Below are 19,911 nucleotides of genomic sequence, written 5' to 3'. Positions count from 1 at the left end.
CGCTCACGCCGACGGGGTACCTTGCTCCGCGAATGTCCCCCGGCGCGGCCTAGGGCCGCAGGCCTCCTCCTTTATTTCGCTGCGCAAGGCACCCCATCGGCGTGMTCGCTCAGAGCACTKGTTGATCGGCYGCAAACCAGCAGCGTGCCYYGTGCACGCRCCCCGAACACAAGCCTACCCAACGCACGCACACAGAAGAACCCCGCACATGGACACACTGAAAGACATCGGCGGTCCGGCACAACCGCTCCTCACCATCAACGGCCTGGTCAAGCACTTCCCGCTCAAGAAAGACCCGCTGGGCCGTGGCGGCGGCGTGGTGCGCGCCGTGGACGGCGTGGACTTCGAGGTCATGAAGGGCGAAACGCTCGGCGTGGTCGGCGAATCGGGCTGCGGCAAGTCGACCACCGCGCGCCTGCTGATGCAACTGATCGAGCCGACACGCGGCGAGGTGGTGTTCGACGGCCGCGAGGTCGGCAGCCGCGACCTGCCGCTCAAGGAATTCCGCCGCCAGGTGCAGATGGTGTTCCAGGACAGCTACGCCTCGCTCAACCCGCGCCTCACCATCGAGGACTCCGTGGCCTTCGGGCCGCAGGTGCACGGCGTGTCGCGGCGCGAGGCGGTGGCGCGGGCGCGCGACCTGCTCGCGCGCGTGGGGCTGGCGCCGCAGCGCTTTGCCGAGCGCTACCCGCACGAGCTGTCGGGCGGCCAGCGGCAGCGCGTGAACATTGCGCGGGCATTGGCGCTGCAGCCGCGCATGGTGATCCTCGACGAGGCGGTGTCGGCGCTCGACAAGTCGGTCGAGGCGCAGGTCATCAACCTGCTGCTCGACCTGAAGACCGAGTTCGGCCTCACCTACGTGTTCATCAGCCACGACCTCAACGTGGTGCGCTACGTGAGCGACCGCGTGATGGTGATGTACCTCGGCCAGGTGGCCGAGATCGGCCCGGCCGATGCACTGTACGAAGCGCCCGCGCATCCCTATACGCGCGCGCTGCTGTCCTCGATGCCGTCGATGGACCCCGACAACCGCACCGAAGAAGCGGCGCTCGCGGGCGATCCGCCGAACCCGATCAACCCGCCCTCGGGCTGCCGCTTTCATCCGCGCTGCGCGCTGGCCGCACCGGTGTGCAGCAGGGTCGTGCCCGAGCGCATCGCCACCGGGTCGCAGCATGCGGTGAGTTGCCTGATCCACGAGCCGGGCAGYGGACATCCGATGGCGCAGCAGCAACAACCCCTCCAGAGGCAGGCCGCATGAGCATGACAGCAGCAGAAAACGGCACCGCCGGGCCGATGGTCCGGCTGCGCGACCTCAGCGTCACCTTCAGCGGCGGCCGCAAGCCCGTGCATGCCGTCAGCGGCGTGAGCCTCGAGGTGCAGCGCGGCGAGGTGGTCGCGCTGATCGGCGAATCGGGTTCAGGCAAGAGCGTGACCATGCGCACCCTGCTGCGCCTGCACCCCGAGCGCCGCACGCGCATGGGCGGCCTGGTGGAGGTGGCGGGCCGCGACGTGCTCGCGATGTCGCAGCGCGAGCTGGCGGACTTTCGCGGCAAGGTTGCGTCGATGATCTTCCAGGAGCCGCTGCTGGCGCTCGACCCGGTGTATTCGGTGGGCGCGCAGATCGTCGAGTCGATCCGCCGCCATGAAAGCGTCACCCAGGCCGAAGCGCAAAAGCGCGCGCTGGCGCTGTTCGAGCGCGTGCGCATTCCGAGCCCCGAAAGGCGCCTTGCGGCCTACCCGCACGAGATGTCGGGCGGCATGCGCCAGCGCGCCATGATCGCGCTCGCGCTGGCCTGCAGGCCGCAGCTGCTGCTGGCCGACGAGCCGACCACGGCGCTCGACGCCACGGTCCAGATCCAGATCCTGTTGCTGCTGCGCGAGCTGCAGCGCGACCTCGGGCTGTCGGTGATCTTCGTCACGCACGACATCGGCGCCGCCGTCGAGGTGGCCGACCGCATTGCCGTGATGTATGCGGGTCGCATCGTCGAGGAAGGCACGGCGCGCGAGCTGATCCGCTCGCCACGCCATCCGTACACGATCGCGCTGCTCAAGAGCCGCGCGCACGGCGCACTGGCGCGCGGCACGCGGCTCGAAACCATCGGCGGCGCACCGCCCGATCTTTCCGCACTGCCGCCCGGCTGCTCCTTCGCGGAGCGCTGCGCGCTGGCCAGCGATGCCTGCCGCGCCGCGCAGCCGCCCGTGGTCGAGCTTGCGCCGAACCACCGTGTGCGCTGCATCCATACGGATGCCGCAGCGGCCATCGCGCCCGTGCTGGTCGCCTGAACCTTCCACCCTTTCATTCCCACCACCATGCCGTTGCACGATCCCGCCCACGCCTTCGTTCCGTACCCCGACGCGCCGGTGGCGCGCGCCTCGACCGGCCCGCTGGCTGACCTGAGCTTTGCCGCCAAGGACCTGTTCGACGTGGCCGGCTATCCCACCGGCGGCGGCAACCCGATCGTGCTTGCGATGTCGGGCATCAAGACGCGCACCGCACCCACCGTGCAGAAGCTGCTCGATGCGGGCGCGCGCTTTGCCGGCAAGACCGTGACCGACGAACTCGCATTCTCGATGAACGGCAACAACGCGCACTTCGGTGCGCCGATCAACGGCGGCGCGCCGCTGCGCATCACGGGAGGCTCGTCGTCGGGCTCGGCCTCGGCGGTGTCGTCGAGCCTGTGCGACTTCGCGCTCGGCACCGACACCGGCGGCTCGGTGCGCGCGCCGGCCAACCACTGCGGCCTGTACGGCCTGCGCCCGACGCACGGCCGCGTGAGCCTCGAGGGCGCGCTCGACCTGGCGCCCAGCTTCGACACCTGCGGCTGGTTCGCACGCGACATCGGCACCTTCGCGCGCGTGGCCGACGTGCTGCTGGACGCCGATGCCGCTGCCCTGCCCGAACGCGTGCGGCTGCTGCGGCCCGACGATGTCTGGGCGCTGGCCGTGCCTGCCGCGGCCGAAGCGCTGAAAGGCGTGGCCGACCGCGTGCAAAGCCTGCTCGGCCCCGCACAGGGCACGACGGTGGCGCTGGAATCCTTCGACGCGATGTACTGGAACTTCCGCTACCTGCAATCGCGCGAAGCCTGGCTCACCGATGGCCCGCTGATCGAGCGCTATGCGCCGCCGCTGGGCCCGGGCGTGGCCGAACGCTTTGCATGGTCGCGCGAAGTGACCGATGCGCAGGTGGCAACGGGCCGCACCTTCCGCACCGCTTTTCGCGACCACCTCGCCGCGCTGCTCGGCAACGACAGCGTGCTGCTGATGCCGACAATGCCCGACATCGCGCCGCTGCGCAGCGACACCGAGGCTTCGCTGGAGGACTACCGCAACCGTGCGATCCGGCTGCTGTGCATTGCAGGGCTTTCCGGCTTTCCGCAGCTGTCGATGCCGCTGGCGACCCGCGACGGTGCGCCGCTGGGCATTTCGCTGCTCGGGCCGGCCGGGTCGGACCGGTCGTTGATCGCCCTGGCCGAGCGCATCGCGGCCTGACGGCCCGGGCGGCCCGGTCTCACGCCGCGTCCGGCCACAGCCCTGGCCAGGCCTTCGGGCTCAGGCAATGGCGCCCTTCCTGCGGCGGATCGATGCAAAGGTGCCCGAGCGGGCGCAGCAGCGCTTCCACGGCCTGTGCGTCGCGCACGGTGCGCGCGGTCACCTCGTAGGGCTCGTCTTCGTCTGACATCGATAGATCGAGCCGGCCAGCGCGAACCCATGCGAACACGGTTGCACCGGCGATGCGCACCTGGCCCGGCTGGCGGATCGGCGGGTGGCAGCCCGGGATCGAGGGTATGAACTTCATGAACTCGGCGCCCGTGTAACTCACGCCCACCACCGGCTCGGGGTTGTCGGCCGGCAGGCGCTCGAGCGCAATACCCAGCTGCTCGGCCACGTCGAACAGGTCCTGCGCCGACGGCACGGCCAGCGCCGCGCGCAGGCAGTCGCCGTCATTGGCATGGCCGCCGAAGGCCCGGCAGAAGCGGAAGTACGCGAGGCTGCGCGCCCAGCCGCGCAGTTCTTCGGGCGAATGCCGCTCGTGGAGGTACGCGTCCCAGCGCGGGTCTTCTCGGGTCATAAGGACCCGATCATGGCAGGCGCCGAAGCTTGGGGTTATCTTCTGCGAAGACGCAGTCCAGATCACGGCACCACCTTTTCGGGAAACGGTCACATAACCACCCCCGCGTACCTCACAACGCGAACAGCCACAGGAATCCCATGTCGAACGTCAACCAGGTCAGCACCCCCAAGGAAATCGCCGCTTCGCTCACCGAGTTCTGGTCGCCGCGCGTCGTCGCGGAAGTCGACGATGCCTACATCAAGGTCGCCAAGGTCCACGGCTCGCTCGCGTGGCACAGCCATGACGACGAAGACGAGCTGTTCATGGTGCTGAAGGGCCGCCTTCGCATCGAGATGGAGGCCGGCCCCGTCGAACTCGGGGAGGGCGAGATGTTCGTCGTTCCCAAGGGCGTTCGGCACAACCCTGTGGCCGAGCAGGAATGCCACCTGATGCTGATCGAACGCAAGACCACCCTTCATACCGGCAGCACCGTCACCGAGAAAACGCGCTCGCTCGCGGAGCAACTGCGTCCGGTCTGATCAAACCGGGGCAGCGGCCTCGATGCGGGCAGGCTCCTGCAGCCGGCAGACGTCGCAATCGACGCCCGCCGCGGCACGCTCGATCACCACGAAGTCACCCGCATCGACCGCCAGCAGCGCGTGATGCCAGGTGCCGGGCGCGAGCACCACGCCCTGGCGGCCGTCGGTGACGAAGGCCTCGAGCATGCCGGCCGTGGTGGGAGCCTCGCCGGCGGGCGCCACCACGATCACGAAGCGCCGCTCGCCCAGCGGCACGAAGGTCTGGCTGCCGAGCGCATGCCGTTCCATCTCGGTGACCTCGTGCGGAAAGCGCCGGGCTTGCGCGCGGAACAGCGCGAGCATCGGCCGGCCGCCCTGCGCACCGAGCTGCAGGTCGTCGACGAGGTCGAAGCGCTCGGCGTTGCCGCCATTGATCGGGCGGCCCGCACCTGCGGGCGCGGCCAGCACCGTGCCATAGGGCGCAAAGGCTTGCGGGGTCAGCGGTTGCGGCACAAGGACGTGGGGAGCGGCATCGGTCATGCGACGAGTACAGCAGAAAACATGCCGGTGGTCACTCCACGCTGCGTTGCGGATCGCCCGAACCTTGGCTACGCTCTGCCGCAGATCACGCAACCACGACAACCACCCCTGGAGAACACATGCCCACCCTTCGCCTCGGCACCCTCTCGATCCCGGCCGTCGCCTTCGCGACCCTCATGGCGGGCTGCACCGCCATGCAACCCACCACCGGCGGCAAGGCCGCGACGGGCATGAAGGTCACGTCCAGCGCCTTTGCCGACGGCACCGCCATCCCGGCCGAGCACGGCGGTGTCGGCGACTGCGGCGGCAAGAACGTCTCGGTGCCCGTGGCGTGGACCCAGTTGCCCGCCAAGGCGAAGTCGGTTGCCGTGCTGGTGTCGGACCCGGACGGCGCCCTGGGCCTCGGCGTTTCGCACTGGGTGGCCTACAACATCCCCGCCGAGCGCGGCCAGCTCAAGGCGGGCGAGACGGCCGGCTTCACCATGGGGCCGAACGTGGCAGGCGCCGCGGCGTACCGCGGCATGTGCCCGCCGGTCGGCGACCATCCGCACCACTACGTGCTGACCGTGGTGGCGTCCGACCTGGCGCCAGACGCGCTGCCGGCCGGGCTCACGCGCGATGCGCTGCTTGCAGCGCTCAAGGGCCATGCGCTGGGCGGGCAGAGCGTGGTCGGGCTCTACAGCCGCTAAAGTCGCGGGGTTCCTTTCATACACAGTGCGCAGCGATGCGCATCTCCGATGCGCCGCTCATTCGCACTCTTCGCTCTCCTTCCAGCCGCCCTCGTCGTCGCAGGCTGCGCCTCGCGGCCCGCACCCCGCGTCACCTGGCTCGGCGACGGCGTGTTCAAGTCGCCCACCGCGCAGGATGCCGAGGCCTACTGCCGCAATTTCGGCGCACCGATGCGCTTCCTCGGCCCCAAGGGCTCGCGCGTACCGGAAGGCGAAGTCACCTACCGCTGCGACTGACCGGCCGGTTCCGTGCCGGGTGCCCGCACCCGCTCGAGGATGAAGTCGATGAAGGTCCGGATCGCCCGCGTGTGCTGCCGGTTCGGCATGTAGAGCATGAACATCTGCGTACCGAAGATGCTCAGGCGCCAGTCGTCGAGCGTGGTCACCACGTCGCCCTTGCGCACGTCCTCCTGCACCACGTAGTCGGGCACGAGGCCGATGCCCAGGCCCGCCAGGACGGCCTGGCGCAGGAACAGGAAGTTTTCCGAGATCAGCGTCGGCTCGAGGATCACCTCGCGCCGCACCACTCCCAGATTCTGGCCCTGGTAGGCCGACACGCGCAGTTGCCGGCCGATGACGGCGGCGGTGACCACCGGCGCGCCCTGCAGTTCGTCGAGCTGCACGGGCAGCGGATGTTTGTCCGCGTAGTCGCGTGAGGCACAAGCCACGTAGCGCACCGGCCCGAGGTCGCGCGCCACCAGGTTCTGCGGCGGCTCGGGAATCACGCGAACCGCGATGTCGACCTCGTCGCGCAGCAGGTCCTCGATGCGGTTCTCGAACACCACGTCGAGCACGATGCCGGGGTACTGCCGCTTGAAGTCGATCAGCCAGTCGGCCATCACCAGCTGCCCGTAGCCGCTGGGCACGCTCAGCCGCACACGGCCCTGCAGGCCCTCGCCCAGCGTGGTGACCGACTCGCGCGCAGCCAGCAGTTCGGTCTGGATGGCCACGCCGTGCTGGTACAGCCGCAGGCCGATCTCGGTCGCCTCGGCGCGYCGGGTGGTGCGCCGCACGAGCTGCGCGCCGACCGAGCGCTCGAGCTGGTTCAGGTGGTAGCTGACGTTGGCGCGGCTCATCTTGAGCCGGCGGGCGGCGGCGCTCAGGTTGCCGGCGTCAAGGATTTCCACCAGCAGGGTCAACGATTGGAGGTCCATGGGCCGATTGTGTCAAAAATTCTTTGACAGTCTGTCAACCGTCTATGCAATTGTCAAAGCCTCGGCGCGGGCCAAGAATGCTGGGTTCACCCCCAGAGCCTCGGGCCCCTCGCGTTTGCAGGGCCCGCCAACGCAAGAGACAAGCACATGGCCACCACAACCTCCAGCCCTTCCACGTCTTCCGGTCCCGTCACCTTCAAGCGTCAAGGCGACGTGTTCGTGGTGACCATCGACAACCCGCCCGTCAACGCCCTGGGCGTGGATGTGCGCCGCGGCCTCGTAGCCGCCATCGAGGCAGCCGAGGCCGACAGCGGTGCCGCCGCGGTGCTGATCGTCGGCGCGGGCCGCAACTTCATCGCCGGCGCGGACATCCGCGAGTTCGGCAAGACGCCGCAGCCGCCATCTCTGCCCGAGGTGTGCATCCGCATCGAGAACTGCACGAAACCCGTGGTCGCGGCGATCCATGGCGCCGCATTGGGCGGCGGGCTCGAAGTGGCGCTGTCGGCGCACTACCGCCTCGCCTCGCCCACGGCCAAGCTGGGCCTGCCCGAGGTGGCGCTCGGCCTGCTGCCGGGTTCGGGCGGCACGCAGCGTGCGCCGCGCCTCATCGGCGTGAAGCCCGCGCTCGAACTGATGCTCAGTGGCCGCCATGCGGGCGCGAAGGAAGCACTGTCGCTCGGTCTGGTCGACCGCCTCGGCACGGGCGCCGACGCATTGGCCGAAGGCATCGCCTACGCCCAAGAGCTCATCGCCGCCAAGGCCCCGGTGCGACGCACACGCGAAGCCACCGCGCTGGCCGATGCCGAAGCCAGCCGCGCCGCCCTCGAAGCCGCGCGCGTCGACACCGCCAGGAAGAGCCGCGGCCTGTTCTCGCCGATGAAGATCATCGAAGCCGTCGAGGGCGCGCTCACGCTGCCTTTCGACGAAGGCATGGCGCTCGAGCGCAAACTGTTCCTGCAATGCATCGACAGCCCGCAGCGCGCCGGCCTGATCCATGCCTTCTTTGCCGAACGCGAAGTGCTGAAGGCGCCCGAGACCCGGTCCGCCAAGCCGCGCGCGCTCGAATCGGCCGGCATCATTGGCGGCGGCACCATGGGTGCGGGGATCGCGGTGGCGATGCTCGACGCGGGCATGCCCGTGACCATGATCGAGCGCGACGAGCCCAGCCTCGCGCGCGGCCGCCAGCATGTCGAGAAGGTGTACGACGGTCTCATCCAGAAGGGCCGCATGACGCCCGAGGCCAAGGCCGCGGTGATGGCGCGCTTCTCGGGCTCCACGAGTTACGACGCGCTCGCGCAGGTCGACATCGTGGTCGAGGCCGTGTTCGAAGACATGTCCGTCAAGAAGGCCGTGTTTACCGAACTCGACCGCGTCTGCAAGCCCGGCGCCGTGCTCGCCACCAACACCTCGTACCTCGACATCGACGAGATCGCGGCCAGCATCAAGCGCCCGCAGGACGTGGTGGGCCTGCACTTCTTCTCGCCGGCCAACATCATGAAGCTGCTCGAGATCGTGGTGCCGGCCAAGGTCAGCGCCGACGTGGTCGCGACCGGCTTCGAGCTCGCGAAGAAACTCAAGAAGGTGCCGGTGCGTGCCGGCGTGTGCGACGGCTTCATCGGCAACCGCATCCTCGCGGTGTACCGACAGGCCGCCGACCACATGATGGAAGACGGCGCCTCGCCCTACCAGATCGACGAAGCAGTGCGCGACTTCGGCTACCCGATGGGCCCGTTCCAGGTGTCGGACCTCGCGGGCGGCGACATCGGCTGGGCCACGCGCAAGCGCAAGGCCGCCACGCGCGACCCGCAGGCGCGCTACGTGCAGATCGCCGACCGCATCTGCGAGCGCGGCTGGTTCGGCCAGAAGACGCAGCGCGGCTACTACCTGTACCCCGAAGGCGCGCGCACCGGCTCGCCCGACCCGGCCGTGCTCGCCATCATCGACGCCGAGCGCGAGCGCGCGGGCATCGTGCGGCGCAGCTTCACCAACGAAGAAATCATTCGCCGCTACATGGCCGCGATGGTCAACGAAGGCGCCAACGTCGTGCTCCAGCGCATCGCGCTGCGCCCGCTCGACGTGGACGTGACCTTCCTCTACGGCTACGGCTTTCCGCGCCACCGCGGCGGCCCGATGAAGTACGCCGACACCGTGGGCCTGGCCAACGTGCTCGCCGACATCCGCGAGTTCGCGAAGGAAGACCCGATCTTCTGGAAGCCGTCGCCGCTGCTGGTGGAGCTGGTCGAACGCGGCGCCGATTTCTCGAGCCTTAACCAATCCGAATAAACAGGAGCACTCCCATGCGTGAAGCCGTCATCGTTTCCACCGCCCGCACCCCGCTCACCAAGGCGCACCGCGGCGAATTCAACATCACTCCCGGCGCAACGCTGGCGTCCTTCGCGGTGAAGGCCGCGGTCGAGCGCTCGGGGCTGGACCCTGCGCTGATCGAGGACGCGATCCTCGGCTGCGGCTATCCCGAGGGCACCACGGGCCGCAACATCGCGCGCCAGGCCATCATCCGTTCGGGCCTGCCGATCAGCATCGCCGGCACCACGGTGAATCGCTTCTGCGCCTCGGGCCTGCAGGCGATCGCCATGGCCGCAGGCCGCATCGTGGTGGACGGCGCGCCGGCCATGATCGCGGGCGGCGTCGAAAGCATTTCGCAGATCCGTGGCCGCAGCCCCGGTGATGGCGGCGACCTCAGCCTGGACCCGTGGATCGTCGAGCACAAGCCCGATCTCTACATGGCGATGATCGACACGGCCGACATCGTCGCCAAGCGCTACAACATCAGCCGCGAGGCACAGGACCGCTTCTCCGCCGAGAGCCAGCGCAAGACCGAAGAGGCGCAGATCGCAGGCCGCTACAGGGACGAGATCGTCGCCTGCACCACCACGATGGCCGTGACCGACAAGGAAACCAAGGAAGTCACCTACCGCGAAGTCACCGCCACAGAAGACAACTGCAACCGCCGCGGCACCACCTACGAAGCGCTTGCCAAGCTCAAGCCGGTGATGGGCGAAGACAAGTTCGTCACGGCCGGAAATGCCTCGCAGCTCTCCGACGGCGCCTCTGCCTGCGTGCTGATGGAAGCCAAGGACGCAGAGCGCGCCAACATCAAGCCGCTGGGCGCGTTCCGCGGCCTCGCGCTGGCCGGTTGCGAGCCCGACGAGATGGGCATCGGCCCGGTGTTCGCCGTGCCCAAGCTGCTCGCGCGCCACGGCCTGAAGGTCGAGGACATCGGCCTCTGGGAACTCAACGAGGCTTTTGCCTCGCAGTCGATCTACTGCCAGGACAAGCTGGGCATTCCGTCGGAGCTTCTCAACGTGAACGGCGGCGCGATCTCCATCGGCCATCCGTTCGGCATGACCGGCGCGCGCCTCACGGGCCATGTGCTCATCGAAGGCAAGCGCCGCGGCGCGAAGTACGCCGTGGTCACGATGTGCATCGCCGGCGGCATGGGCGCCGCGGGCCTCTTTGAAATTTACTGAGGAGCCTGCGATGGACCTGAACTTCACCCCCGAAGAAGAAGCCTTCCGCGCGGAAGTGCGCGCCTTCCTCGCCGCCAAGCTGCCCGTGCGCCTCTCGGCCAAGGTCGGCGGCGGCAAGATCCTCACCAAGGCCGACATGCAGGAATGGCACGCCATCCTCAACGCGCGCGGCTGGCTCGCCAACCACTGGCCCGAGCAGTACGGCGGACCGGGCTGGACGGCGGTGGAGAAGTTCATCTTCGAACACGAATGCGCGCTGGCTTTCGCGCCGCGCATCGTGCCCTTCGGCGTGAACATGCTGGGGCCGGTGCTCATCAAGTACGGCAACGAGGCGCAGAAGCGGCACTGGCTGCCGCGCATCCTGGACGGTGCCGACTGGTGGTGCCAGGGTTACTCGGAACCCGGTGCGGGCTCCGACCTGGCGGCGGTGAAGACCTCGGCCGTGCGCGGCATCGACGCACAGGGCGACCACTACATCGTGAACGGCCAGAAGACCTGGACCACGCTGGGCCAGCACGCCAACATGATCTTCTGCCTGGTGCGCACCAACCGCGAGGCGAAGAAGCAGGAAGGCATCAGCTTCCTGCTGATCGACATGGCCTCGCCCGGCGTGGAAGTGCGCCCGATCATCACGCTCGACGGCGAGCATGAGGTGAACGAGGTGTTCTTCTCGGACGTGCGCGTGCCGGCCGAGAACCTCGTGGGCGAAGAGAACAAGGGCTGGACCTGCGCCAAGTACCTGCTGACCTACGAGCGCACCAATATCGCGGGCGTGGGCTTCTCGGTGGCCGCGCTGGAACAGCTCAAGGGCATCGCCGCAAAGCAGACGAAGAACGGCAAGCCGCTCGCGGATGACCCCTCGTTTGCTGCGCGCCTGGCGCGTGTCGAGATCGACCTCGAGAACATGAAGACGACGAACCTGCGCGTGATCGCTGCCGTGGCCGGTGGCGGTGTGCCGGGTGCGGAGAGCTCGATGCTGAAGATTCGCGGCACCGAGATCCGGCAGGAGATTTCGTCGCTCGCGCGCCGTGCGATGGGCGTGTACGGACGGCCCTTCGTCGAGGAAGCGCTGCACGACGGCTTCGACGGCGAGACCTTCGGCCCCGCCTACGCATCGGCCGCAGCCGCGCGCTACTTCAACAACCGCAAGCTGTCGATCTTCGGCGGCTCCAATGAAATCCAGAAGAACATCATCAGCAAGATGATCCTGGGCCTGTAAAGGAGACATGCAGTGAACTTCGAACACACCGAAGACCGGCGCATGCTCGCCGACAGCCTGAACCGCTTCATCGCCGAGCAGTACGCCTTCGATGCGCGCGACCGCATCGCGAAGTCCGCACACGGTTTCAGCAAGGAAATCTTCCAGCAGTTTGCCGAACTGGGCGTGATCGGCGCGCTGTTCAGCGAGGCCGACGGCGGCTTCGGCGGCGGCGGCTTCGACATCGCCGTGGTCTTCGAGGCACTGGGCCGCGGCCTCGTGGTCGAGCCGCTGCTGGGCGCGGTGATGGTCGGCGAGGCACTCGTTGCCGCCGGCAGCGACGCGCAGAAAGAAAAGCTCGGCGACATCATCAACGGCGTGACCGTCGCAGCCTTTGCGCACGACGAGGCCGACACGCACTACGAGCGCACGCGTGTTTCGACCCGCGCCGAGCGCAGCGGCGATGGGTGGGTGCTCAACGGCGCCAAGGCTGTCGTGCCGCAGGGCGAACAGGCCGACCTGTTCCTCGTCTCCGCCCGCACCTCGGGCAAGGTGGACGACGAAGCCGGCATCTCGCTGTTCCTCGTGCCCGCGAAGACCGCAGGCCTCACGGTGCGCGGCTGCCCCGCCATCGACGGCGGCCGCGTCGCCGAACTCGCGCTCGACGGCGTGAAGCTCGGCGCCGATGCATTGCTCGGCGCCGAAGGCCAGGGCCACGCGACGCTGGAGCGCGCCATCGGCCGCGGCGTGCTCGCGCTGTGCGCCGAAGCCGTGGGCGCGATGGAAGCCGCCAAGACCGCCACGCTGGAATACCTGCGCACGCGCAAGCAGTTCGGCATCCTGATCGGCAGCTTCCAGGCATTGCAGCACCGCATGGCCGACCTGCTGCTCGAAATCGAACAGGCCCGCTCGGCAGTGATCAACGCCGCGGCGGCCATCGACGGCACGGACCGCGTGGCGCGCGAGCGTGCGCTGTCGGCCGCCAAGTTCAGCATCGGCCGCATCGGCGCGCTGGTGGCGGAAGAAAGCATCCAGATGCACGGCGGCATCGGCATGACGTGGGAGCTGCCACTGCCGCACTACGCCAAGCGGCTCGTGATGATCGACCACCAGCTGGGTGACGAAGACCACCACCTGCAGCGCTACATCGCGCTCGGCAAGGAGGTCGTGGCATGACTGACAAGACGGTCCTCATCAGCCAACAGGGCGCAGTCCGCATCCTGACCAACAGCAACCCCGGCGCGCGCAACGCGATCACGCCGACGCTGTACGCCGAACTGTCGGCCGCCCTCACCGATGCGGCGAACGACCCCGAGGTCGGCGCCATCGTCTTCACCGGCGCGGGCGATTTCTTCTGCTCCGGCGGCGACCTGAACCTGCTCGCCAAGCGCCGCGAACTGCCCGCTTCGGAGCGCCGAGAAAAGCTCGAGGGCCTGCACAACCTGATCCGCGCGATCCGCGATTGCGGCAAGCCGGTGATCGCGGCCGTCGAAGGCGGCGCAGCCGGTGCCGGCCTCTCGATGGCGCTCGCTTGCGACATGCTCGTGTCGGCGCGCGATGCCTTCTACACGGTCGCCTACGTCAAGGTCGGCCTCACGCCGGACGGCGGCGCCACGGCTTTCCTCGCGGAGTTCGTCTCCCGCCAGGTGCTGACCGAGATGTGCCTGACCGGCGACCGCATGCCGGCCGAGCGCCTGCACGCACTGGGCGCGGTCAACCGCCTGACCGACAAGGGCGCCGCACTGGCCGAGGCCGTCGCGCTCGCGGCCAAGGTGGCCGATGGCCCGCAACGCGCGAGCGCACGCATCAAGACGCTGTGCCGGCAGGCGCACCGCGCCACGCTCGAAGAGCAGCTCGAAGCCGAGGCCGTCTACATGGTCGAGTCGCAGGCCGATGCCGAAGCGGCCGAAGGCATCGGTGCGTTCCTTGGCAAGCGCAAGGCCGACTTCGTCGCGCTGCGCCATCGCAAGCCGGACGCGTCCTGACGCCGTCCGTGCCCTCCCCTCGCGCGCGGGTGCGGGGGTTTTTCGTTTCCCTGGAGTTGCCGTCATGTCCTCGCTGAATTCCTCGCTGCCGCTTGCCGGTGTGCGCGTCCTCGATCTGTCCCGCATCCTCGCGGGCCCCTGGTGCGGCATGGTGCTGGCCGACATGGGCGCCGAAGTGATCAAGGTGGAGCACCCGGGCCGCGGCGACGACACGCGCGACTGGGGCCTGCGCGTCGGCAACACCGAAACCGCCTACTTCAACAGCGTGAACCGCAACAAGCGCTCGGTCACGCTCGACCTGCAGACGCCCGAAGGCCAGCAGATTGCCCGCGACCTCGCGAAGCAGTGCGACGTGGTGATCCAGAACTTCAAGTTCGGCGGCATCGACAAGCTCGGCCTCGGCTACGCGCAGCTGAGCAAGGAGCAGCCCGGCCTCATCTATTGCTCGATCTCGGGCTACGACCGCACCGGCCCCGAGGCCGCGCGTCCCGGCTACGACCTCGTGGTGCAGGGCGAAGCCGGCCTGATGGCGCTCAACGGCGAAGCGAACCAGCCGCCGCTGAAGTTCGGCGTGGCGGCCGTGGACCTGTTCACCGGCATGTATTCGGCGCAGGCCATCCTGGCCGCGCTCTACCAGCGCGAGAAGACCGGCAGGGGCCGGCATGTGGAGATGGCCCTGTTCGACTGCGGCCTGATGATCACCGCCTACTACGGCCTCGAGGCGCTGCTGATGGGTGAAGACCCACCGCGCTACGGCAACTCGCATCCGTCGATCGTGCCCTACGGCGTGTTCGATGCGGCCGATGGTCCGCTGGTCATCACGGTGGGCAACAACGCGCAGTTCGCGCGCTTCTGCACCGAGGTGATCGAGCGACCCGACCTCGCGGCCGACGAGCGCTTCAAGACCAACATCCTGCGTTCGGCGAACCGCGCGGTGCTGCTGCCCGAGCTGCACGCCGAGCTGGCCAAACGCCAGCGCGCCGACCTGCTCGCGAAGCTCACCGCCTCGGGCATTCCGTGCGGCGAGGTGCTCGGCCTGCTGGAAGCGCTGAACTCCAAACGCGCGACCGACGCCGGCCTCGTGACCACGCAGCCGCACCCGGTGGCCGGCACGGTCAACGTGCTGGCCCCGCCCTACCGTTTCGATGGCGAGCGCCTGCCGGTGCGCAGCGCGCCGCCCACCCTGGGCGAAGGCACGCACGACGTGCTGCAGTCCCTGCTCGGCCTGTCGGATGAAAAGCTGGCCGCACTGAAAACAAGTGGCGTCGTCTGAAGAAGATGCCGGTGCCTCCCTGATCCCCTGAAGTAGTAGAAGTCCATGGCCTCCCTCGCTTTCCGTTCCCTCCGCAATCCCCTTCGCCATGCACTCCTTGCCTTGGCCCTTCCCCTCGTGGCCGGCAGCGCCTTCGCGCAAGCCTGGCCCACCAAGCCGATCACGCTGATCGTGCCCTTCCCGCCCGGCGGCCCGACCGACGTGGCCTCGCGCATCGTGGCGCAGAAGATGTCGGTCGCGCTCAAACAGAACATCGTGATCGACAACCGCAGCGGCGCCTCGGGCACCGTGGGCGCTGCCGCCGCGGCACGCGCCGCACCCGATGGCTACACCTTCGTGATGCTCGCCACGCCGACGCTGCTGGCCTCGCACCTCTACGGCCCGACCGGCTACGACATCTTCAAGAACTTCACGCCCGTGGGCTCGGTCTACGACCTGCCGATCGTGCTGGTGGTGAACCCGAAGTCGCTGCCCGAGGTCGACAGCCTGCAGGGCTTGATCGCCAAGGCCAAGGCCGAGGGCGGCAAGCTCAACTACACGACGGCCGGCGCCGGCAGCTTCGGCCACCTGACGACCGAGCAGCTGAAGACCATCGGCAAGTTCGACATGCAGCACGTGCCCTACCGCGGCAGCGCGCCGGCCGTGACCGACCTGATCGGCGGCCAGGTGCCCGCGATGTTCTCGGACCTCGTGGGCGTGCTCCCGCACGTCCGCGCGGGCAAGCTGCGCGCCATCGCTGTCGGTTCGGGCCAGCGCGTGAGCCTGCTGCCCGACGTGAAGACGGTGGCCGAACAGGGCTTCCCCGGCTTCGATGCCACCTCGTGGGGCGGCCTGCTCGCACCCACCGGCACGCCCAAGGACGTGATCGACCGCATGAGCGCCGAACTCAAGACCGCGCTGGCCGACAAGCAGGTGCAGGAGAAGCTCGAAAGCGTCGGCTCCTTCGCGGCCTACCGCACGCCCGAGCAGACCGGCGTGCGCATGCGCCAGGACTTCGAACGCTGGGGCAAGGTCATCCGCGACAACAACATCACGAACCAGTAAAACAGCGGAAAAGCGCCCCGGGGGCAGGACCACGCCAAGGAGACAGACATGACAGACAACCCGAAGAAGAACCCGGCCGGCGCGCCGTTCCGCCCCTCGTTTCCGGTGCGCGGCCTGGCCGACATCCAGCGGCTCGAGAAAACGCCGCTCGCAGAAGCGCTCACGGTCCGCAGCACCTACGAGATATTCCGCAATGCCGGCGCAGCCTTCGGCGACAAGACCGCACTGACCTTCCTGCGCACCGGCAACCCGGCCGACGCGCCGATCCGCTGGTCGTACGCCGAGCTGCTCGCGCGCATCCACCAGACCGCCAACATGCTGCACACGCTGGGCGTGGGCCCCCATGACGCGGTGGCGGTTCTGCTGCCGGGTTGCCTCGAGTACCACCTCGCACTGTGGGGCGGCGAAGCGGCCGGCATCGTGCAGCCGCTCAACCCGCTGCTGACCGACGAGAAGCTGGTGGCGCTGATGACCGCGGGCCGCGCCAAGGTGCTGATCGCCTACGGCTCGGACAGCGAATCAGGCATGTGGTCGAAGGCGATGCGGCTGCGCGGCCAGGTGCCCACGCTCACCACCGTGCTGCGCGTGGCACCGCACGACGAAGCGCCCGGCGCAGCCGGTGCGCTGCCCGAAGGCGTGGCCGAGTTCGACGTGCTGCGCACGGCGCAGCCGGCCGACCGCCTCGTGAGCGGCCGCGACATCGCGCCCTCCGACATCGCCGCCTACTTCCACACCGGCGGCACCACCGGTGCGCCGAAGCTCGCGCGCCACAGCCACGGCGCGCAGGTGTTCACCGCCTGGGCCAGCGTGCAGCTCGCGGGCATGAACGAGCACGGCATCTCGATCAACGGCTATCCGCTGTTCCATGTGGCGGGCGTGCTGCCGGCCTCGCTCGCTGCGCTGTCGGCGGGCGTGGAGGTGATCATTCCGACGCCTTCGCTGCTGCGCAACAAGGAGGTGCTGGCCAACTACTGGCAGCTGGTCGCGAAGTACCGGCCGACCTCGCTCTCGGCCGTGCCCACCGTGCTCGCGGCGCTGGCGAACGTGCCGCTGAACGGCGCGGACATTTCCTCGATCACCTACTGCCGCACCGGCGCCGCCGTGCTCGCCCCCGAACTCGCCGCGCGCTTCGAGCGGCTGTTCGGCCTGCATGTGCACGAGAGCCTGGGCATGACGGAGATGGCCGGCATCTCGACCATCACGCCACCGGGCGTGAACGGACCCGCGGGCTGCGTTGGCTTTCGCCTGCCCTACTCGCAGATCCGCATCGTGGCGCTCGACGAGAACGGCAACGCGAGCGACCGCGACGTGGCGCCCGGCGAGCAGGGCATGGTGCTCTTCAAGTCACCCAATGTGTTCTCGGGTTTTGTCGATCCGGCCGACAACGCCAAGGCCTTCACGGCCGACGGCTGGCTCGCCACCGGCGACCTGGGCTGGATGGACAGTGAAGAACGGCTCAACCTCACCGGCCGCTCGAAGGACCTGATCATCCGCAGCGGCCACAACATCGACCCGAAGACCATCGAGGACGCGCTGGGCGCGCACCCGGCCGTGCAGCTGTGCGCCGCGGTCGGCGCGCCCGATGCCTATGCGGGCGAGCTGCCGGTGGTGTTCGCGACGCTGGTGCCCGGCACCTCGGCCACCGAGGAAGAACTGCTGGCCTTCACCGCCGCGCGCGTGGACGAGGCGCCCGCCAGGCCCAAGTGGGTGTCGGTGATCGGCACCATGCCGATGACCAACGTCGGAAAGATCTACAAGCCCGAGCTGCGCGCGATGGCTGCGCGGCAGGTGGTGGGTGCGACGGTCGGCGAGGTCTGCGCCGAACTGGGTGCCAGCGACGCGGCACGGCCTGCGGTGACCACGGAAGGCGAGAACCTCGTGCACGTGCAGATCGATGCCGCGGCAGCGGGGGCGCTGGCCGCTGCGCTGCAGGAGCGGCTGCAGAAGGCGCTGGCGCCGCTGCCCTTCAAGACGCGCATCGCGCTGAAGTGAGCTTCAGGATTTTTTTGAAACCAGACGGGAGACAACCCATGACCTATCAACCCTCGAACCGCCGCGCCTTGCTCTGCGCCGCCGCATCGACCGCCGCGCTGTTCGCGCTGGCACCGGCGCACGCGCAGGCGCCCTACCCGAACAAGCCGATCCGCATGGTGGTGCCCTTCCAGGCCGGCGGCGCCACCGACGTTCTGGCGCGCGTGCTGGGCCAGAAGATGTCGGCCGGCCTGGGCCAGCCCATCGTCATCGACAACAAGCCCGGTGCGGCCGGCATCATCGGCACCGATGCGGTCGCCAAGTCGGCGCCCGACGGCTACACCATCGTGCTGTCGCTCAGCAACTCGCTGATGACCAACGAGTTCCTCTACGAGAAACTGCCCTACGACACGCAACGCGACCTCACGCTGGTCTACCAGATCGCGATGGCGCCGCTGGTGCTGGTGGTGCATCCCGGCGTGCCGGCCAAGACCGGGCCCGAGCTGCTGAAGCACGTTGCCGCCAACAAGGGCAAGCTGGCCTATGGCTCGTACGGCGTGGGCGCCTACCCGCACCTGGCCGGCGCCCACATGAGCCTCTCGCAGCAGGCCGACATGAACCACGTCGCCTACAAGGGCGAGGCGCCGATGGTGCAGGACCTGATCGGCGGCCAGATCCAGATGGCGTATGCCAGTGCGCTGGTGGCCAAGCCGCACATCGACGCGGGCAAGATCAAGGCCATCGGCGTGACCGGCGAGCGCCGCATGAGCACGCTGCCCAACGTGCCCACGCTGGCCGAGCAGGGCCTGAAGGACGAGGCCTACCGCGTGACCGGCTGGCTGGCCATCGCCATGCCCGCCAAGACGCCCAAGCCCATCGTGGACCGCATCGCCGAGGAAGTGCGCAAGGCCACCCAGCAGCCCGACGTGCGCGAGCGCGTGGCGGCCATGGGCTTCGAGATCAAGGACAGCTCGCCCGAACTCTTTGCCGCCGCCTGGAAGCAGGAGCGCCCGGTGTGGGAGCGGCTGATCAAGCAATCGGGCGCGAAGCTCGAGTAACCCCTTCCCCATTTTTTGTCATTCAAGAGGAACAGCCATGAAAGTTCTTGTGCCTGTCAAACGGGTCGTCGATTACAACGTGAAGGTGCGCGTGAAGAGCGACGGCACCGGGGTGGACATTGCCAACGTCAAGATGAGCATGAACCCCTTCGACGAGATCGCGGTCGAAGAAGCCGTTCGCCTGAAGGAAAAGGGCGTGGTCACCGAAGTCATCGCCGTCTCCTGCGGCGATGCCAAGTGCCAGGAAACCCTGCGCACCGCCATGGCCATCGGCGCCGACCGCGGCATCCTCGTTGAAACCACCGAAGAGCTCCAGCCCCTGGCCGTCGCCAAGCTGCTGAAGGCGCTGGTCGACAAGGAACAACCGTCGCTCATCATCCTGGGCAAGCAGGCCATCGACGACGACGCCAACCAGACCGGCCAGATGCTGGCGGCCCTGGCCGACCTGCCCCAGGCCACCTTCGCCTCCAAGGTCGAAGTGKCCGRCGRCAAGGCCACSGTCACCCGCGAAGTCGACGGCGGCCTGGAAACCATCAGTCTCAGCCTGCCGGCCGTCATCACCACCGAYYTGCGCCTGAACGAGCCGCGCTACGTCACCCTGCCCAACATCATGAAGGCCAAGAAGAAGACGCTCGACGTCTTCAAGCCCGAAGACCTGGGCGTGGACGTCAAGCCCCGCCTGAAGACCCTGAAGGTCAGCGAGCCGCCCAAGCGCGGTGCCGGCATCAAGGTGCCCGACGTCGCCACCCTGGTGGACAAACTCAAGAACGAAGCCAAAGTGATCTGAGGAAGACAACGACCATGACCGCACTTGTTATTGCCGAACACGACCACGCGACCGTCAAGCCCGCGACCCTCAACACCGTGACCGCCGCGCTCGCCTGCGGGGGCGACGTGCACCAC

19 protein-coding genes and 1 pseudogene are annotated in these 19,911 nt (G+C 68.5%); 17 read left to right on the top strand and 3 right to left on the bottom strand.

The genetic code is table 11. The annotated features are described in order from the left end of the window. The first annotated feature begins 208 nt into the window (after positions 1-208). From AC1DXX_RS30250 to AC1DXX_RS30240, 3 genes are read left to right on the top strand one after another with little or no spacing between them, the layout of a single operon-like run. On the top strand, positions 209-1,258 hold the full coding sequence (locus AC1DXX_RS30250) for an ABC transporter ATP-binding protein (protein ID WP_478137895.1): 1,050 nt from the start codon (positions 209-211) through the stop codon (positions 1,256-1,258). Between the two features lie 35 nt (positions 1,259-1,293). Further along, on the top strand, positions 1,294-2,283 hold the full coding sequence (locus AC1DXX_RS30245; protein WP_478137896.1) for an ABC transporter ATP-binding protein: 990 nt from the start codon (positions 1,294-1,296) through the stop codon (positions 2,281-2,283). Positions 2,284-2,310: 27 nt separating this feature from the next. Next, the gene (locus AC1DXX_RS30240) at positions 2,311-3,489 is read left to right on the top strand and encodes an amidase (protein ID WP_478137894.1); all 1,179 of its coding nucleotides are present in this window, start codon (positions 2,311-2,313) and stop codon (positions 3,487-3,489) included. A 19-nt stretch (positions 3,490-3,508) separates the two neighbouring features. Here the strand turns inward: AC1DXX_RS30240 and AC1DXX_RS30235 are convergent, their stop codons facing one another. Continuing rightward, positions 3,509-4,069, bottom strand: a complete 561-nt coding sequence (locus AC1DXX_RS30235) for a hypothetical protein (protein ID WP_478137893.1) — start codon at positions 4,067-4,069, stop codon at positions 3,509-3,511. Positions 4,070-4,209: 140 nt separating this feature from the next. On the opposite strand from AC1DXX_RS30235, the gene AC1DXX_RS30230 reads away from it, so the two are divergent. Further along, the gene (locus AC1DXX_RS30230) at positions 4,210-4,590 is read left to right on the top strand and encodes a cupin domain-containing protein (RefSeq protein ID WP_478137892.1); all 381 of its coding nucleotides are present in this window, start codon (positions 4,210-4,212) and stop codon (positions 4,588-4,590) included. Here AC1DXX_RS30230 and AC1DXX_RS30225 read toward each other — a convergent pair whose 3' ends face one another. Beyond that, a complete protein-coding gene (locus AC1DXX_RS30225; protein WP_478137891.1) occupies positions 4,591-5,109 on the bottom strand; it encodes an ureidoglycolate lyase in 519 nt (172 codons plus the stop codon). Between the two features lie 119 nt (positions 5,110-5,228). On the opposite strand from AC1DXX_RS30225, the gene AC1DXX_RS30220 reads away from it, so the two are divergent. Then, positions 5,229-5,798, top strand: a complete 570-nt coding sequence (locus AC1DXX_RS30220; protein WP_478137890.1) for a YbhB/YbcL family Raf kinase inhibitor-like protein — start codon at positions 5,229-5,231, stop codon at positions 5,796-5,798. A gap of 48 nt (positions 5,799-5,846) precedes the next feature. Continuing rightward, on the top strand, positions 5,847-6,074 hold the full coding sequence (locus AC1DXX_RS30215) for a hypothetical protein (protein WP_478137889.1): 228 nt from the start codon (positions 5,847-5,849) through the stop codon (positions 6,072-6,074). On the opposite strand, the gene AC1DXX_RS30210 is transcribed toward AC1DXX_RS30215, so the two are convergent. Beyond that, the gene (locus AC1DXX_RS30210) at positions 6,059-6,991 is read right to left on the bottom strand and encodes a LysR family transcriptional regulator (protein WP_478137888.1); all 933 of its coding nucleotides are present in this window, start codon (positions 6,989-6,991) and stop codon (positions 6,059-6,061) included. The genes AC1DXX_RS30215 and AC1DXX_RS30210 overlap by 16 nt on opposite strands. Before the next feature lie 147 nt (positions 6,992-7,138). Here AC1DXX_RS30210 and AC1DXX_RS30205 point away from each other — a divergent pair, with 147 nt between their 5' ends. The 11 genes and pseudogenes from AC1DXX_RS30205 to AC1DXX_RS30155 form a co-directional block, all read left to right on the top strand. Continuing rightward, entirely contained in the window at positions 7,139-9,274 is a 2,136-nt protein-coding gene (locus AC1DXX_RS30205) for a 3-hydroxyacyl-CoA dehydrogenase NAD-binding domain-containing protein (RefSeq protein ID WP_478137887.1), read from the top strand. A gap of 14 nt (positions 9,275-9,288) precedes the next feature. Continuing rightward, positions 9,289-10,479, top strand: coding sequence for an acetyl-CoA C-acyltransferase (locus AC1DXX_RS30200; protein WP_478137886.1), 1,191 nt, complete (start codon positions 9,289-9,291; stop codon positions 10,477-10,479). A 10-nt stretch (positions 10,480-10,489) separates the two neighbouring features. Further along, on the top strand, positions 10,490-11,698 hold the full coding sequence (locus AC1DXX_RS30195; protein ID WP_478137885.1) for an acyl-CoA dehydrogenase family protein: 1,209 nt from the start codon (positions 10,490-10,492) through the stop codon (positions 11,696-11,698). Between the two features lie 12 nt (positions 11,699-11,710). Next, positions 11,711-12,853, top strand: a complete 1,143-nt coding sequence (locus AC1DXX_RS30190) for an acyl-CoA dehydrogenase family protein (protein WP_478137884.1) — start codon at positions 11,711-11,713, stop codon at positions 12,851-12,853. Beyond that, positions 12,850-13,662 (top strand): oxepin-CoA hydrolase, alternative type, encoded by an 813-nt coding sequence (locus AC1DXX_RS30185; RefSeq protein WP_478137883.1) that lies wholly within the window; start codon positions 12,850-12,852, stop codon positions 13,660-13,662. The genes AC1DXX_RS30190 and AC1DXX_RS30185 overlap by 4 nt, the downstream gene beginning before the upstream one ends. A 64-nt stretch (positions 13,663-13,726) precedes the next feature. Next, positions 13,727-14,935 (top strand): CaiB/BaiF CoA transferase family protein, encoded by a 1,209-nt coding sequence (locus tag AC1DXX_RS30180; RefSeq protein WP_478137882.1) that lies wholly within the window; start codon positions 13,727-13,729, stop codon positions 14,933-14,935. Between the two features lie 45 nt (positions 14,936-14,980). Continuing rightward, positions 14,981-15,979 (top strand): Bug family tripartite tricarboxylate transporter substrate binding protein, encoded by a 999-nt coding sequence (locus tag AC1DXX_RS30175; protein WP_478137881.1) that lies wholly within the window; start codon positions 14,981-14,983, stop codon positions 15,977-15,979. Between the two features lie 48 nt (positions 15,980-16,027). Beyond that, entirely contained in the window at positions 16,028-17,971 is a 1,944-nt protein-coding gene (locus AC1DXX_RS30170) for an acyl-CoA synthetase (RefSeq protein ID WP_478137880.1), read from the top strand. Positions 17,972-18,009: 38 nt separating this feature from the next. Further along, on the top strand, positions 18,010-19,008 hold the full coding sequence (locus AC1DXX_RS30165) for a Bug family tripartite tricarboxylate transporter substrate binding protein (protein WP_478137879.1): 999 nt from the start codon (positions 18,010-18,012) through the stop codon (positions 19,006-19,008). 37 nt (positions 19,009-19,045) lie between these two features. Then, positions 19,046-19,795 carry an electron transfer flavoprotein subunit beta/FixA family protein gene (locus tag AC1DXX_RS30160; RefSeq protein ID WP_478137878.1) on the top strand — a complete coding sequence of 250 codons (750 nt, stop codon included), beginning with the start codon at positions 19,046-19,048 and terminating at the stop codon, positions 19,793-19,795. A gap of 14 nt (positions 19,796-19,809) precedes the next feature. Continuing rightward, positions 19,810-19,911: pseudogene (locus AC1DXX_RS30155) on the top strand (electron transfer flavoprotein subunit alpha/FixB family protein); the annotation flags it as partial.

Source organism: Variovorax sp. P4_B10 (assembly GCF_056402375.1).
Note: the sequence above shows the minus strand (reverse complement) of the source record. Positions and strands in the feature narration are given on the sequence as shown.